Raw genomic sequence first — 16,105 nt, 5'->3', positions numbered from 1 at the left:
AAATAATCTCAATCTATTAACTTACCGTTTGCGAAATCAAATTGAAAACCCATTTCCCATTCCTCCATACTGCCGAATATCCGTTTACAGAACCTCCTGATGCTTCATGAATGTAGAACTTTTGAGGATCATTTTTATCTTTTTGAATTAAAGAATAAATTGTTCCAAAAATTACTGTTGAGCGAACATAATAAGGTTGTTTCTCTTTATTCTCAGAAAAAATAAGAACTTTATATTCTGGATTTACCTTTTGAAAATACTCACAGTCGGATTCATAAGCAGAAATAAAATAAGACATATCCTTAAGTTTCTCCTGTACCATCCCTAAATGCTGTGACATCATATTTTCATATAAATCAGTAAACTTGTTTTTCTCTGATTTAAAAAGGGGATTATGATCTTTAAAATCAGTAATACCGTCTCCGTCTGTATCCTTATTGTGAGGGTTTAATCCAAAGCTTTCTTCAAAAATATCATTATAGCCGTCTTCATCCGAATCTTGTTCTAAAGTTTTTAAATCTATTGTAAATAATTTCCCGTCTTCAATAGCTGAATAATCATCATGACCGGGAAGCCCCGGAACTTTAATGATCTTTACCAAACTGCCTTCAAGCCGAAGAAAACCATCTTTTACAATAGGGTTTTGCTGAAATTTATTAAAATAAAAATGACTGAAACTTAATCCTAAAAAATAAGCAGAAGGTTTGTCTTTTTCAATTTTCAACAACCAAAATCCAAGATTATTGGCACCCAAAGCATATTTAACGTTACCATCTGTTTGTTTGAATGAATAATAAAACTGTCCTAAAAATTTTTCGTTAAAATCTGAAAACTCGGTCTCCATTTGTTTCCAGTAATCTTCAGAATATCTATTTATCTTAGTATATTCTAAACTATCCTGTTGAAAGCTTCTGTATTTTTTGAGATCTATAATCCTGAGATAATCTGGTTTATGATCGAGAATCTGTTTTACCGTATAAGGTTCCTTCTCAACGTATCCTTTAAAATAATTATCATTTTCCTTTAAAAAACATTTTTCCTCAATGCTTTTAGAACATGAAATCAGCAAAACAAAAATGCTCAGGTATAAAATCTTCATTTATTACAAGTTTCCGGTAGAAATGCAAAAAGCGCTCCCAAAATACATCGGAAGCGCTTTTCATTTATAACTAACTTTAATATTTTCTTATACGTTGAATCTAAAGTGCATGATGTCACCATCTTTCACGATATATTCTTTACCTTCTACAGAAAGTTTTCCGGCTTCTTTTACCTTCGCTTCAGATCCGTACTGCATATAATCATCATACTTGATTACTTCTGCACGGATGAATCCTTTTTCAAAGTCTGTATGGATTACTCCTGCCGCTTGAGGAGCTGTCCATCCTTGTCCAATAGTCCAAGCTCTTACTTCTTTAACTCCTGCTGTAAAATACGTCTGAAGTTTTAATAAATCATACGCTTTTCTGATCAAACGGTTTACTCCCGGCTCTGTAAGCCCTAATTCATCAAGGAAAATCTCTCTTTCTTCGTATGTTTCCAGTTCATTGATATCTGCTTCGATCTGAGCTGCCAATACTACGGTTTCAGCGCCTTCTCCTTTCGCCATTTCTTCAATTTTAGCAATCCATTCGTTTCCGTTTTTAATAGAGTTTTCGTCTACATTACAAACGTAAAGAACTGGCTTATTTGTCAACAACTGAACTTCTCCAATTACTGATGCTGTGAAATCATCCGTTGCAAATTCTCTTGCATTTCTACCATCTTCAAGGTGTTTCTGAAGATTCTGAAGTGTTTCATACGTCAAAATATCTTCTTTCTTTCCTGATTTGATGAATTTCTTAGCTTTTTCCACTGCTTTTCCTACAGTTTCCAAATCTTTTAACTGAAGCTCAATATCAATAATTTCTTTATCTCTTAGCGGATCTACCGAACCTTCTACGTGAACGATATTCCCGTTATCAAAACATCTTAAAACGTGGATAATAGCTTCACACTCACGAATGTTTGCCAAGAACTGGTTTCCTAATCCTTCTCCTTTGCTTGCTCCTTTTACAAGACCTGCAATATCAACAATCTCAACAACAGCCGGTAAAACTCTCTCAGGTTTTACGATTTTTTCCAATTCAAACAATCTTTGATCCGGTACAGAAACCGTTCCTAAGTTCGGCTCGATCGTACAGAAAGGATAGTTTGCAGACTGTGCTTTTGCGTTGCTCAGACAGTTAAAAAGAGTTGATTTACCTACATTCGGTAAGCCTACGATTCCACATTTCATAATGAAATTTTATTTTTTAATTATAGTGTTATGAACCTTTCAGTTTCATATCGTAAAATTCTAAGTTTAAAGCTCAAGATATTTTATAGTAAATTTACTATTCAGCACCTTGCACTTTCAGCGTGCAAAGATAGTGAATTTTAAGAGAGTTTCATAATAAAAAAAATCTGTCAGGTCTTGACAGATTTTTATGAGGTAAGAAAAGTATTTTATCCACACTTCTTTTGAATGAGAAAAACTATTTCAGTTTTTTCGCCATATAATCACTTTCATTCCCTAATCTGTCGATTGCTTTTATCGCAACAGCAGTCAGCGTTTTACCGTCTTTAAACTTTGGAAGTTCTTTTGAAAGCTGGTCTAAGGTTAAGATCTCTGTTTCCCAAACTCCGTTATATTGGCTAAAAAGTACCCATTGAAAGACTTCTCCAATATTTTTAGTACTCCAATTTACCTGTACAATGCTTCCGCTTTCCGTACTGAATATTGTAGGTTTCTGTAAAGGAGCCGATACAATCCATGGTGTTTTAGGCACTAATGCTTTTTCTTTATAGGGTCCGTTTTTCAACGTAGGCAGCATATTCGCATTTTTTGTTAATCCAGCAATGCTCCAGTGAATTTCTCCCGCATCATTTTTTAGAACTTGTCTGGAAATCTCAATCTGATTTTTAATTTCCGTCGGTCGGTCAGGAGATCTTACTTCAACGGTATTTAATCCCGGCCAAAGATGACGTTTCATGGTATTTTCAGACTGCCACCAATTGAGTAAAGCTTCAAATCCCTGTCCTTTAGAATCGATGGTCCAGTATAACTGAGGCGAGAAATAATCTACCCAGCCTTTATTCAGCCAAAGTTTTGCATCAGCATACAGCTCGTCATATTGTGAAGATCCTGTAATCCCTTCCGGATAACCGGGTTTCCAGATCCCGAACGGACTGATTCCGAATCGTACATAGCTTTTCTCTGCGTGAATTTCTTTATAAATCCTTTCAACAAACTTATTCACATTATCTCTTCTCCAGTCTGCTCTTGTTAAGGTTCCGCCACTGCTTACATAGGCATTCCAGGTTTTATAATCCGGAAAATCGGCTCCCCTGTTGTAAGTAGCATAAGGATAAAAATAATCATCAAAATGCACTGCATCAATATCGTATCGCTTTACAATATCTTTTACCACATTAGAAACATGCCCCTGTGTTTTCGGATCGGCAGGATCCAGCCAATACATTCCGTTTTTTAATCTGATGACAATATCCGAAAGCTTGTTAACCATTGATAAACTGTTGGGTGTTCCTCCATTGGCGTGATGGGCACGGTAAGGATTGAGCCATACGTGAAGTTCCAATCCTCTTTTATGCGCTTCTTCAATCCAGAACTGTAAAGGATCATAGTTCGGATAAGGTGCTTTTCCCGTTTCTCCTGTTAAAAAATAAGACCAAGGTTCAAGATTACTTGTGTATAAAGCATCCGCAGAAGGTCTTACCTGAAAAATAACGGCATTGAAGTTATTCTCTTTCAGCATATCCAACATGCTGATTGCTTCTGCTTTTTGCTGATCAACCGTTAAGGTATTTCTTGAAGGCCAGTTGATATTCGCCACACTTGCAATCCATGCTCCTCTGAACTCTCTTTTAATGTCAGGAAGATTGGTTCTGAAATCTTCTTCAGACGGGATAACTGCTGTTTTAACTACCCCTACGGAATCTTTTTGTACCGAGGCGACAGGTTTTGCTGTATTTTTATTTTTTACGGGTTTTGTGGTATCCGCTAAAGTTTTAGAACTGCTGCATGAAGCGAAAGCTCCCAGCAAGAAGATTAGTTTTAATTTATTCCCTTTCATCGTTTGAAAAACTGCCTTAAATTATATTTCGATCAATTAAAAATGAAAAATACTCATTTTCTTCTAATCCCTACTAAAAAAGCCCCGAAAAAATCGAGGCTTTAGTATCTATAAGAATTTCAGATTATGCTTTTGCTGATCTTTCCACTCTTTTTCTTTCTTCTTCAGAAAGTAATTTCTTTCTCATACGGATGAAGTTTGGAGTTACCTCGATCGCTTCATCAGCCTGGATATATTCCATACATTCTTCAAGAGAGAATAAGATTTTTGGTGCAACACCAGTATCTTTATCCTTACCAGAAGCTCTCATGTTGTTCAGCTGCTTAGCTTCTACGATGTTTACTACCAAGTCACCCGGCTTGTTTTGTTCACCGATAACCATCCCTGCATAGATTTCCTCACCCGGATCTACGAAGAACTTCCCTCTATCCTGTAGTTTAGCAATAGAATATTCTGTTGCAGGACCTTGCGTTTTGCTGATCAATACTCCATTGTTTCTTCCAGGAATAGCACCTTTGAAAGGCTTGTATTCTGTGAAACGGTGTGCCATAATAGCTTCCCCTGCAGTAGCCGTCAACATCTGAGAACGCAATCCGATCAAACCTCTTGAAGGAATTTCGAATTCCATGTGCTGCATCTCCCCTTTTGTTTCCATGATGTGAAGATCTCCTTTTCTCTGAGTTGCCAAGTCGATTACTCTAGAAGCGTACTCTTCAGGAACGTCAACTACCAAAGATTCGTAAGGCTCACAGCTTACTCCGTCGATTTCTCTCAAGATAACCTGCGGCTGACCGATTGTCATTTCATACCCTTCTCTTCTCATCGTTTCAATCAAAACTGACAAGTGAAGAATACCTCTACCGAAAACTAGGAAAGTGTTTGCATCATCAGTCTGCTGAACTCTTAATGCTAAGTTTTTCTCTAATTCTTTCGTTAATCTTTCTTTCAGGTGATTAGAAGTTACATACTTACCATCTTTACCAAAGAAAGGTGAGTTGTTGATCGAGAACGTCATGTTCAATGTAGGCTCATCAATTGCCGTTCTTTCCAATGGTTCAGGGTTTTCAAGATCTACGAAAGAATCTCCGATCTGGAAAGCATCGAAACCTACTACCGCACAGATATCTCCGGCTTTTACTTCAGTTACTTTTTTCTTTCCTAATCCTTCGAAAACGTATAATTCTTTTACTTTTCCTTTTACCACTTTTCCGTCTGCCTGCGCAAGACCGATCCATTGAGATTCCTTAATCTCCCCTCTTGTTACTTTTCCGATCGCAATTCTTCCTAAGAAAGAAGAGAAATCTAGAGAAGTAATCTGCATCTGAAGGTTACCTTCAGTTACTTTCGGTGCAGGAACGTATTGTAAAATACCATCCAATAATGGTAAAATATCTTCAGTTTGTTCTAATGAAGTGTTGAACCAACCTTGTTTTGAAGAACCGTAGAATGTTGGGAAATCCAACTGCTCTTCAGTAGCCTCAAGATTGAAGAACAGGTCAAATACCTGATCGTGAACCTCATCCGGACGACAGTTTGGCTTATCAACTTTGTTGATTACTACCAATGGTCTTAATCCTAATTCCAACGCTTTCTGAAGTACGAATCTTGTCTGTGGCATTGGTCCTTCGAACGCATCCACCAACAAAATAACTCCATCAGCCATTTTCAATACTCTCTCTACTTCTCCACCAAAATCGGCGTGACCAGGAGTATCGATTACGTTAATTTTCGTGTCTTTATAAGTAACAGAAATATTCTTAGATAAAATCGTGATCCCTCTTTCTCTTTCAAGATCGTTGTTATCCATAATTAATTCTCCACTCTCCTGATTTTCTCTGAAAATATTGGTAGCGTGGATGATTTTATCAACCAAAGTAGTCTTACCGTGGTCAACGTGTGCGATAATCGCAATATTTCTAATGTTTTGCATAAAAGATTTTTACGGGTGCAAAAATAGTGATTTTTAATGAAAAACTCACTAATAAGTTTTGTTAATTAACAAATTCATAATGAGAAGGTTAAAAGAAAAGCTATTCTTAAGCTTCTACAATTGAGTTCATTATCTATATATTTCTATCAAAAATTACGAATATGAGATTAAGTTTTTATGACCAATCTCAATACTTTTTTCCAAAAAAGTAAATCAAAGCGGCCTGAATTAAAACAATCAATCCCATTTTCAGCAAAAATGAAGTCTTGGAAATTTTATGTCTGAAAATGAGCATAGCGGCAATTGATCCGATGGTTCCACCCAGAAAAGAAATCCCCAATAAGGTAGTTTCCGGTATTCTTCGCCGATGTACAATCGATTTTCTTTTGTCTAATCCAAAAATAACGAAGCTGAAAAAATTAATAAGCAATAGATAATAAAGCATTGCGGCAAATCTAAATAAAAAAAGAGTGTTACAAAAACACTCTTCTTATTTTATTTATACACATGCCATTACTTCGCATGGATCCTGTGGTGGCGCTTCACCACAAATAATATCAAAGGTTCCACAGCTACTGGAATCTCCGGTTCCCCATCCCCACTGCACAACACATGTGATTGGATCTTTACATCTTACCATTCCTTTAGCAATTCCTCCCTGAATTGATTTCATTTCACTGCGTGAAACTTTTTTTAGTTTTTTCATGATCTATTTTTGATTAGTTTGAATGATAAATGTATAAAAATATTTTCAGGAAAAAAGGGTTTTGGTAAAAATATTTCATTTTTTGATGAATTATTTATTTTATGTTAAATCAAACATCACAATACATTATATCATAAATTTCATCTATTATTGCCGCACCATCTTACAAATCTTTTGTGTTCGCCATCAGGCACTCCTCTAACCCCACAAGTTTCTGAAGTATAAAAAGAACCCACGCCGTTGTATATACTACTAAAGTATTTAGTGAGCTTTCAAGACCTCACCCTACGGGTGTACAAGCACCCTCGCTATTTTTTTTTATCCAATAATCAATTCAATGCCGGCTTTTTCTGCCTTGTACTTTATTTTTGTCTGTAATTCATAATAGCTCCAGTTGCGCAATACAAATTCCTGATCTTTGGCAATTCCTATCTTGCCTTCCTGATCTTTAAGAATTAATGTACCCGCTTGCTGCCGGATGCAGAAATCAATCAGCTGCCGACTGTAAACGTGAAGCCGATCACTTACATATCTGCTTTCCATATTTTCTGTTCTATACAATGCCTTTTGTTTTCGTTTGACTCCATTTCCTGAACGTGAATAAGCGATACCATCCTGAACTCTTTTCTGACCTGCCTGAATGGCCAACCTGCGGTATAAAAACTCCTCTTTTGAGCCAATATTGATTCGCACATTGTTAGCTTTTGCCACTATGGGATGTTCCAGAGACAGAGAAGCTTCCGCAATGATTTCAGGTTTTAAATGATTCTTTTCTTTTTCAAATTCAAAAACGGCGAGCCAAAAGATTTTACCTGCTTTAAGCTGAACCTGCGATGTGCAGAGCTTTATCTCTTTTTTTAGCAGGCGTTCCATGATCAGTCGTTTATCAGAATAGTCCTTTCCTAAATAGGTTTTAACCGGAATTGCAAACATATTGAAGCAAAACGCTTTCTTTTCGGGATCATATCTCATTTTGCTTATACATTTGACAGGAAGTGGAATGGGAATGTCTTTTTTGAAATTTCTCAGTGATTTTGTTCCCTGCCAATAATCGGCTTTGTTTTTAGAGAAGGTTGATTGAATCGTATTGTTCAGGCTTCCCAAAATATCGGTGGGGATTCCCCCTTTGAATCGGTCAAAAACCATCCTTGCTGTGCTGTTTGTTTTCGAACGGTTAAACATTCCCATTTCATCTTTGCTTGCATCAGCCAGTTTATATTGGATTTCTTCTGTTAGGTAAAAAAAATCCTTGATCATTTCCTGAACATACAGATGGGAAGCGATTAAGTTAGCTGCCCGGAAACAGCGGTTCTGATATCGGTAGAGCTTTTCCCACATCTCATTTTTTTGATCTAATGGAGCATCGATCAACAACTGAATTTTTCGGGTCAGTGTCATTGTAGATTTTTCCATATCAAATTGGTATTTCAGCGTTGTTTCGATTCTGTACATATTGATAGGCATACAGAAACTCGCGATGCACTTCCTTTTCAGAAAGTTTGAGTTCTCGTGCAATGTCTGCAAATGAAGATTTCTGTTCACATCTTCTACGCATAATTTCAATTTGTTGACTGCTGAGGTTTTCTGACCATTCTTCATTACTGGAAGTTTTTTCCTGTGGCTGTTCAAAAGAACTTTTATTAAGAATTTTCCTTAGATCATCAATGGCTCTGCTTACCTCATTGCCGATGTCTTTAACACTACTTCCCATTGCTTCTGCAATAGGTTTGTATCGGAAGCCATATTGAAGGCATAGCTCAATCAGGTGTTTTCTTTTAGGATTTATCACCTTTAAGACCTTATTGACTTCATCAAAATCTTTTTGATTGGATTCCTGACGAATAAGATGTTCTTTGTCTTGCAGAGGATCATAACCGACAAGATAATCCTGATAATTTTCAAAACTTTCAAGGGAAGCCGTTAAGCGTGCGAATTTATTTTTCGGAGTATTGAAATAGGTTATACAGTCTCTTTTCAGAACGAACCGTAAAAATCCCAAAATATGATTTGGGGTTTCAATAGAATCACGGTGCAGCCAAAGTTTAAGAAACGTATCCTGAACAAGCGTTTCCACCACAAAATCATCTTCAAGCTTTTGTTTTCCAAGCCAGAAAAGAAGTCTTTTGTACCGTAAATGTATATGTTCCAGAGAGGTAGGATTGCCTTTTTTCAGCAGTTCGTACAGCTGAAGATCGGTTAACTTTTGGGGCAAGCATTCATTTTCTTTCATAAGCAATGTTTTTAAGCAAAATTATTGCTGGAAGGAACTGCCTAGATTTCTTATGAATTCTCTACACCATTTAAAAACACTATCTCACTACATTTTGCCCAAAAGAAAAGGCGTGGAACTCAGCTTATTGACTAAAGGCACTGGTATACCCGTGTACGATAAGTGAGCCCACGCCGCGGTCGTGAGCTAAGATACTTATCTTCTCGTACACATTAAAATTACCAATTTTCTAGTCGAGAATCTAAGCAATAGCTTCGAATATTTTTTGAAGTATTGCAAAGTTACCTTTATTGTAACTTATATAGCAAATATAAAACATTTTTCTTAACGTAGGTTAATTCGACTACATTAATTTGTTAAAATCTCATCAATTTGTCTATCCAAAGTGACCGAAATGGATAAATTAGAATTTAGAACTGCATTTGGTAAAAGAATTGAAATGTTTAGGAAAAAACTGAATTTGAGTTATAGAGAGTTGGCTCAAAAATGTGATGTAGATCATAGCAATATCAGTAAAATAGAAAAAGGTGAAGTAGATCTCAGAATCTCTACTATTCAAGAGTTAGCGAAAGGACTAGATGTCCATCCACAGGAACTATTTGATTTTAAATTAAAGTAAGAAAAATTTGTATTAATTTTTAATGAGAGCTGTTTTAGCGATGAAACCTTGATCATCGAAAGAATTCCTTTTGTCAACTATTTAATATTACTGATTATAGGCACACTCAAAAATGGAGTTTTTTGTTAAGATATAAAAAAAATGTTCTATTCTTTATTCTCAAAACAAATTCCACTCTTCAAGTAGTGTTATCTTTGAAAATTGCGATGCGGTAGTTGTTAAATATACAATATTTTAAAATACTAAAATGTGATTAATTAAATATTACGACTAAATTATTTTATTAATTCCAATTCCTTTGCGATATCCATTACTAACTTACTCATTGGTCTTTTATGTATGTCTTTATCCTCAGTATAATTCCCAATTAGTGTCCGTTTGAATAATGCGGGATGTAAGTTTAATTTTTTAAAATTATCTTCCAAGGTTTTTAAATATGAGCTATTATATATTTGACTCTTAATAATTAATTCTTCAATTAAATCAACTTGTGTTTGGTAAACACCTTCGATATGAAACACTTCATTAAATTTCTTCACTCCAGGAACATAAGAGGGTTCTACAAAACTAAATTCTATCTCATTTGAGTCTTTTGTAGTCAAATATTTTGCTTTAGCATTAGAATTTAATTTAAATTTATAACTAGAATTTTTCGTTTTAAAGGCGTTATCAGAATATAACTCTAGTTCAATAGGATTGGTACTTTTTAGTCTGTTACACGAAGCACAAGCAGGATATAAATTAAATAATGAAATACTTAAAAAAGGATAATCATCCTTTGAATGATAATGATCTACATCAAATTTAGCTGAATATTCTTTTTTAGAATTTTTAATTGCTGAAATAGTTAACTGAGAATTACAGTAAACACAAGCTTTTATACCTATTTCTTTAAAATATTTCGGATAAAAAGTATTTCTTAGACGTTTATAGTCAAGAGCAACTAATATTTTATCTTTAATCTTACTTTTAACCATCTTCCTAACACCTTTTACAGTTTTAGGAACCATTGGTACATTTCCTACTAAATCTTTTTCATTATGTAATTTTTTTGAATCCCATAATAGAAAGTCATTGTTATTTATAAAAAGGTTAATTATACTTTTTAAATAATCTTTATCCTTCTTACTGGTAGTTGTAGTATCTAAAGCAGTAAGTTTAGAAATTGCGGCTAATCTTTGCTGTTCAATTTCAGTTTTAAATATTTTCTGAACATCATTAACTTTAGTTTTATGAATCGCAATCATTATTGTCTTAATTTTTCAAGTCTGGCAATTTGAGAATCAATATATTCATTCTTTTCTGAGGGGTAAGCCTCAGTAAATAACTCTATTAAACTAGATGATAGCATAGGCTCACCAATTAATTCTATAATTTTTTTACAATATTCTTTGTTAAACTTAGAATCAAAAATTTCTAGGTTATTTAATTTTATTTTTTTACTTGTTAATTCATTTAAATACTGATTTTTATCTTCTTTACTATTTGAATTCTTAATTAATAGTTGTAATTCATTTACACGGAACTTAAGTTTTTGAATATTTAAAAAATCAATCACTTTGTTAATTTCTGTTTTGGCAAATTCCCCCATAAAACCATTTTTTAAAAAAAACTCATTGGCTAATAAGTCGTGAATGTTTGCTCCAAAAGTATTTTCTGACACTTCATCAAAAATCATTTTACCATCCTCTAATCTTAATATATTTTGACTAGGAATATCTGAAAGAATAAATGGAGAATGTGTAACAAACAGAATATTAATTTTTAAAGTATCAAGTTGGTTATTTATTAATCCTTGAATAATATTTTTCAGTAATAGTCTTTGATACTCCGGGTGAAAGTATAACTCGATCTCATCAAATATTAAATTTGTACAATCATATTTTTTTATTAATCCAGTATTTCTCACAGATTTAATATTATTCAAATGATATAGCACAGTACTAGTAGTGTGAATTAACTGTTGTTCCCCAGAACTTAATTTATCAATTGTAATTGTATTATTTTGAGGGACATTTTCAAGAAATTCATCAACTTCAATTTTTATGGAAAATATTGGTGGAGGTAATAATTCAATAAGAGGTCTATCTTTTCTCACATAATTATTTAGATCTTTAGATAGTGTTAAAATATCGAATTCTTTTTTGTCAGCATATTGATACCAAATATCATCATAAAATCTTATAAAATTTATTACCTGTAATAACTTATTGGTAATATGACTTCTATTTTTCACATCACTTATAAAGAGTAAAAATTTGTCAATATCTACTCTTATTCTTGAATTTATATGTTTATCATCCTTTAAAAATACTTTGTAATCAGGATACTTTTCACAAATAGAAAATATTTTATAAACGATATATTCGTAGCACTTCTCAATATAGGGATTTCTTTTTTTTGTGATTCTAAATTTTAGGAGTGTTTTTAACAATATTTGATCATAATCCCAATAGGTTTTAGGTTTTTTATGTACAATATAATCTTTTATTTGTATGCCATTACTTAATGGATTATGTACACTTCCTCTCCAAAACAATTTAATGTCATTTTGATCAATAATTTTTGATTCTTGCTTAATGCCAAAATCATTTACTGAAATAAAAACAGTTAAATTATGAAAGATTTTATTTTCTATTAAGATTTTTACTGCTCTTCTATTTTCTGTAATCTTTAAATGTGCATCATAATTATTATTATAATATTTTAAAATATTAAATAATAATCGTTGTTGCAATAAATCTTGTTCATTATTTATATCTATTACACCTCCAAACTTACTATTTGCACTTTCTCTTTTGGGATTTATTACTAAAGGAATTTGATAAGAATCATTCTTGTGAAAGAGACCATCAATCCAATTATTGTTTGATTTTTTAAAACTAATAGAATTCCCCAAAGTATGTGGGTTAAAACTATATATAGAATAATTAATTATTAATGTATAAAAAAAGGATTTTAATTTTTCTTTCTCAATTTCAATTTTCTTTGAAATATTTCTAAGTGATTTAAATTTATTATTAACAATACTTAATTCAAAATATTGATTATTATTTAAAAAAAATAATTCTGAATTAATGCCTTTGCTTTCTTCTACAAATTCAATAGATTCTAACTCCGCATCTGTAATAATTTGCTTTTTGCCTTCTAACTCTATATTATTTAAATAATAACTAAACTGATTTATACTTGCAACAAATAGCTCTATTAAAGCACTTTTCCCACTACCATTTTTTCCGACTATTGCTGAAACACTTATGTTTTCTCCAAAAAGATCATTTGGAACTGTAGATTCATTACATATTTCGATGACATTTCTCTTGTTGTTTTCTTTAAATTGGAAATCATTATAAAAGTTATAAATATGATTTACTTTAAGGTTTTTTAAAAACTTTTTATCACAACCAATCGTAGGCCTAACCGCTAATAATTTAAATCCTTTATACATTTTTATATAATTTTTTTCCATAAATAAACCCAAATGACTATTATTAAATATTCTCGTAGTATTTTAATTTTCTTTTGTTGAATGCAGGCATTGCTCCTTCCAAAACTTTTACAATGCATTCGTTAATCTCCGGATTTTCGATCGCACCAGCTTTAAATGAAAATTTATAATTATTTTCTTTGTCGAGTTCAGTATTAATTACCTGTTCGGCATCGGCAACAACTGCTAAATTTGGATTATGTGTAACTAGTATTATTTGTCTTTTTGATTTAGCTTTCTTAATAAATGGAACTAAAATATTTGCAACACTGTGATTATCGAGATTATCTTCTGGTTGATCAATTATTAATGGAATATCATTATTGTCAAGTAATAGGTAAAATATCAATAATAAAGCACCTTTTTCACCAGGAGATAGTTGCTCTAAGTTTTTACTTCCTTGACGTAATTCATAATTATAATCAACAAAATCCAAGGAAAATAAATAATCATATAAGTCAACCACATCATTTACTTGATTTTCAATATTTGTCTGTTTTCCCTCATCTCTTAAATCGGTAAAAAATGGACTTATCAAGTTTTCTAATAATGCAGCAACACCGCCAAAGTTATCAATATCTACATTTTCAACTATTTTTCTATATTGTATTTCAGCATTTTCTTTTCCGTAAAAAGTCCCTGACTTATTGAAAGAAATAAAATCTAAAAATTTTTTCTGAAAATTAGAAGTAAATGTAAAAGAAGCTTCTATTTCTATCGGATATGCAGAAAGTAATTCATTATTCTCATTAATAATATTGTCAATACGTTGTTTTACATTTTGGTATGTGGACAATACAGTACTTTTTAATTCAAAGATCTCTCTTGTCAATTTTAATCTTTCAATTTTTTCAGCTTCTATTTCACTAGTAAGACTTAAACTTAAATAATTCAATTCCTTCTTATAAAACTCCAATGTACCTTGGATATTTGCATTACCAATTATTTTACTTTTAAGATCTTCCCAATTTTTCTTTTCTAAAAGATAGTGTTGATAAACTTTGTCGGCTTCACCTAAAGATTTTTGTATATCTATTTTTCTATCTATATATCCTTTTAAAATGTTCTTTTCAGATTTATAATTAGGATCAGTAGAAGTAGATTCTTCTAATGCTAATTTGTAATCATTATATAACGTACTCTTTTCTGACAATAGTTTGTCTAAATTTTCAAGATTTGACGTTATTGTAATTAATTCATCAATATTAAGAATATCGTATTTAGATAATTCTGGAACTAGACTATTTTTAAAGTCAACAACTTCTTTTACTTTATTTTCAATTCGTTGTTTAAGCGATTTTAACTCATTAATCTCAATTAAAAGACTCAATTTTAACTCTTCAATTCCTTTTATTTTCTCTTCTTGAAGCTTGATGTTATTATTTAATCCTTCAATCTCAACATTGATAATTTTATTTTGTTCCGCATGTTCAGGATTATCATTAGGATTTGAAACAGCAATAGGCTCAATTAAAGCGTTCAGTTCATCTTGCTTCTGCTTTATATGATCTTCAATACTTTTTTTATATATTGGATTTAACTTAACTTCCTTATTGAATATTGATTCATTAATAGCATGTAATTTACCTTTCAATTGAGTAATTTCTTCTTTACTCACACTATTTTTATAGTCAATCAATTCTTTGAAATTTGTCTTACCTAATTTCTCATCTTCTTCCAAGTGAGTAAACACAACATCCTCTATTTCTTTATTGAATCCTTCTACGGATTCATTTGTAATACTTTCAAAATAACCTTGAGGTAAATATTTTACTTTTTCTGTAAATGAATTATCCGTTTTATCATTTAGATTTTTTATACTTTCAGCACCACTTAACCATTTTAGTTTTGCTTCAAAATTTTGTGAGATACGACCATTATTTTCACCAAATTTTTTCTTATTTAAGAATGAAAAATCATCATGATTTCCATTATAGTCCCCGCAGAGCCCAATAATATCTGCTAAAGCGCTTTTGCCATTACCTTTATTACCAATTATAGCAACTAATTCAGGATTAAGTGGAATATCTACTTCATTAAACCATTCGCCATGGGTAGATTGATTATATCCCGAAACCTGATTAATTTTAATAGATTCAATATATTTAGTACGATTTGTTGTTACTCTATTTTCGATAGGGTTTTTATCATTTATCACAACTCTATCTATAGGTTCAACAATTAAATGCTGTAAAGCTTTAAAACTTTTTTCACCTTTAATCCAGCAATATCTATCTGTTGGATTAGAATCTTTATCACGTAATTTTCCGAATGGGTAGTCTAGTTGATGCGCGTCACTACCTTTAATACAAGCAATGTTTTTCCCAACATCGGTAACGCATCTATCACTTAAAAAATAAGAAATCTGTCTGTTGTTTCCTGAGCCTAATATGTGAGCTGTATTAATAATCCCTAATTTAAAAAATCCATCATTGATTGGATCAATAGCGTCAATTCCACCGTATTCATCATAAGGAACCCAAACTAAAAACTTATTTTTTAAAATAGATGAGTTTAATTTTTTAACAGTATCGAAATAATCGAAAGATATTTTACTTAAATCCTCGGCGGTGGTAATATGTCCTAATTTCGATTCATTTCCACCATCAAATTTACATTCTAAACTATTCAATTCTACTTCTAAACTATTGACATCAATATTATTATCAAAAATTATATGAAAATTGATACTGACTCCACCTTCAGTAGCTGTCGAATTTTTGTGATTAATTTTATTATTCATTCTAAACTCCACAACTGGAAAAAGAATTTTCCCTTCAACCCCTCCCAAACTCATAATTTTCTTATATCCTTGTATAGAACAATAATCATTAATTCCTATTACATCAGCTTGGGAAGCTTTCAAATTATCAATTAAAATTGGATAATCAGAATCTGATGCAAATCCTGAAGCTGGTGTATGCACATGTAAATCCCAAATATTCCATTCAGACCCTTTATTTATCATAGTAATAAGTTTTTATAGTTATCAGTTTTAGTTTCTTATTATTTTTTTAC

General features: G+C 32.2%; 12 protein-coding genes. 1 reads left to right on the top strand and 11 read right to left on the bottom strand.

What is annotated here, in order from left to right; genetic code table 11:
* Positions 1 to 16 precede the first annotated feature (16 nt).
* The 8 genes from RM51_RS11625 to RM51_RS11590 all read right to left on the bottom strand — a co-directional run bounded on the left by RM51_RS11625 (position 17) and on the right by RM51_RS11590 (position 8,981).
* A complete protein-coding gene (locus tag RM51_RS11625) occupies positions 17 to 1,099 on the bottom strand; it encodes a hypothetical protein (RefSeq protein ID WP_039369368.1) in 1,083 nt (360 codons plus the stop codon).
* A gap of 87 nt (positions 1,100 to 1,186) precedes the next feature.
* The gene (gene ychF / locus RM51_RS11620; RefSeq protein WP_039369367.1) at positions 1,187 to 2,278 is read right to left on the bottom strand and encodes a redox-regulated ATPase YchF; all 1,092 of its coding nucleotides are present in this window, start codon (positions 2,276 to 2,278) and stop codon (positions 1,187 to 1,189) included.
* A 238-nt stretch (positions 2,279 to 2,516) separates the two neighbouring features.
* Positions 2,517 to 4,115: a glycoside hydrolase family 10 protein gene (locus RM51_RS11615; protein ID WP_039369365.1), complete on the bottom strand. Its 1,599-nt coding sequence runs from the start codon at positions 4,113 to 4,115 to the stop codon at positions 2,517 to 2,519.
* Positions 4,116 to 4,239: 124 nt separating this feature from the next.
* Entirely contained in the window at positions 4,240 to 6,045 is a 1,806-nt protein-coding gene (gene typA / locus RM51_RS11610) for a translational GTPase TypA (RefSeq protein WP_039369363.1), read from the bottom strand.
* Positions 6,046 to 6,232: 187 nt separating this feature from the next.
* Positions 6,233 to 6,490: a DUF1294 domain-containing protein gene (locus RM51_RS11605; protein ID WP_039369360.1), complete on the bottom strand. Its 258-nt coding sequence runs from the start codon at positions 6,488 to 6,490 to the stop codon at positions 6,233 to 6,235.
* A gap of 54 nt (positions 6,491 to 6,544) precedes the next feature.
* Positions 6,545 to 6,751: a bacteriocin-like protein gene (locus RM51_RS11600; protein ID WP_039369357.1), complete on the bottom strand. Its 207-nt coding sequence runs from the start codon at positions 6,749 to 6,751 to the stop codon at positions 6,545 to 6,547.
* A 318-nt stretch (positions 6,752 to 7,069) separates the two neighbouring features.
* Complete coding sequence (locus RM51_RS11595) at positions 7,070 to 8,164, bottom strand: hypothetical protein (RefSeq protein WP_039369485.1); 1,095 nt, start codon at positions 8,162 to 8,164, stop codon at positions 7,070 to 7,072.
* A 1-nt stretch (position 8,165) separates the two neighbouring features.
* The gene (locus tag RM51_RS11590; protein WP_052248487.1) at positions 8,166 to 8,981 is read right to left on the bottom strand and encodes an RNA polymerase sigma factor; all 816 of its coding nucleotides are present in this window, start codon (positions 8,979 to 8,981) and stop codon (positions 8,166 to 8,168) included.
* A gap of 394 nt (positions 8,982 to 9,375) precedes the next feature.
* Between RM51_RS11590 and RM51_RS11585 the strand changes: the two genes are divergently transcribed.
* Positions 9,376 to 9,600, top strand: a complete 225-nt coding sequence (locus tag RM51_RS11585) for a helix-turn-helix domain-containing protein (RefSeq protein WP_039369352.1) — start codon at positions 9,376 to 9,378, stop codon at positions 9,598 to 9,600.
* Positions 9,601 to 9,875: 275 nt separating this feature from the next.
* On the opposite strand, the gene RM51_RS11580 is transcribed toward RM51_RS11585, so the two are convergent.
* Genes RM51_RS11580 through RM51_RS11570 form a run of 3 tightly spaced genes read right to left on the bottom strand, consistent with a single transcriptional unit; the run spans position 9,876 to position 16,055 of the window.
* Complete coding sequence (locus RM51_RS11580) at positions 9,876 to 10,847, bottom strand: hypothetical protein (RefSeq protein WP_039369349.1); 972 nt, start codon at positions 10,845 to 10,847, stop codon at positions 9,876 to 9,878.
* Positions 10,847 to 13,048: an AAA family ATPase gene (locus RM51_RS11575; protein ID WP_165585003.1), complete on the bottom strand. Its 2,202-nt coding sequence runs from the start codon at positions 13,046 to 13,048 to the stop codon at positions 10,847 to 10,849. The genes RM51_RS11580 and RM51_RS11575 overlap by 1 nt, the downstream gene beginning before the upstream one ends.
* A 43-nt stretch (positions 13,049 to 13,091) precedes the next feature.
* Entirely contained in the window at positions 13,092 to 16,055 is a 2,964-nt protein-coding gene (locus RM51_RS11570; RefSeq protein WP_039369343.1) for a TrlF family AAA-like ATPase, read from the bottom strand.
* Between the last annotated feature and the right edge of the window lie 50 nt (positions 16,056 to 16,105).

Source organism: Chryseobacterium taiwanense (assembly GCF_000813825.1).
Taxonomy (GTDB): domain Bacteria; phylum Bacteroidota; class Bacteroidia; order Flavobacteriales; family Weeksellaceae; genus Chryseobacterium; species Chryseobacterium taiwanense.
The sequence above is the reverse complement of the archived record's forward strand: the minus strand, read 5'-3'. Positions and strand labels throughout refer to the sequence as shown.